General features: G+C 69.5%; 1 protein-coding gene. It reads right to left on the bottom strand.

Annotated elements, in window-relative coordinates; genetic code table 11:
* Positions 1-262: hypothetical protein (locus tag AAEZ09_RS28580; RefSeq protein WP_350601707.1), on the bottom strand; the 262-nt coding region annotated here is incomplete at both ends.

Below are 262 nucleotides of genomic sequence, written 5' to 3'. Positions count from 1 at the left end.
ATCACGCGCCGCCGGGCCCATGGCACGGGAAACGCAGGCGGCCAGATAGACAACGCGCGGACGCTCATCCTGAGCGGCGGGCTGGGGCAGGTGCAGGCGCTGCAGGGGCTGCGGCATGGCCGGTGTCCATTGCGGGACGCGGCCCTTGCTGACGTTGCTCATGCTCGCGGACAGCTTGGCCAGGCGCTTGGTGCCGAGGATGATGTGCGCGCCGTTGGCGGCATGCAGCATGAAGCGGGTGCCCTGTACGGCGGTGCTGAAA

Source organism: Pseudomonas sp. 65/3-MNA-CIBAN-0223, assembly GCF_040310425.1.
Classification (GTDB): domain Bacteria; phylum Pseudomonadota; class Gammaproteobacteria; order Pseudomonadales; family Pseudomonadaceae; genus Aquipseudomonas; species Aquipseudomonas gregormendelii.
Note: the sequence above shows the minus strand (reverse complement) of the source record. Positions and strands in the feature narration are given on the sequence as shown.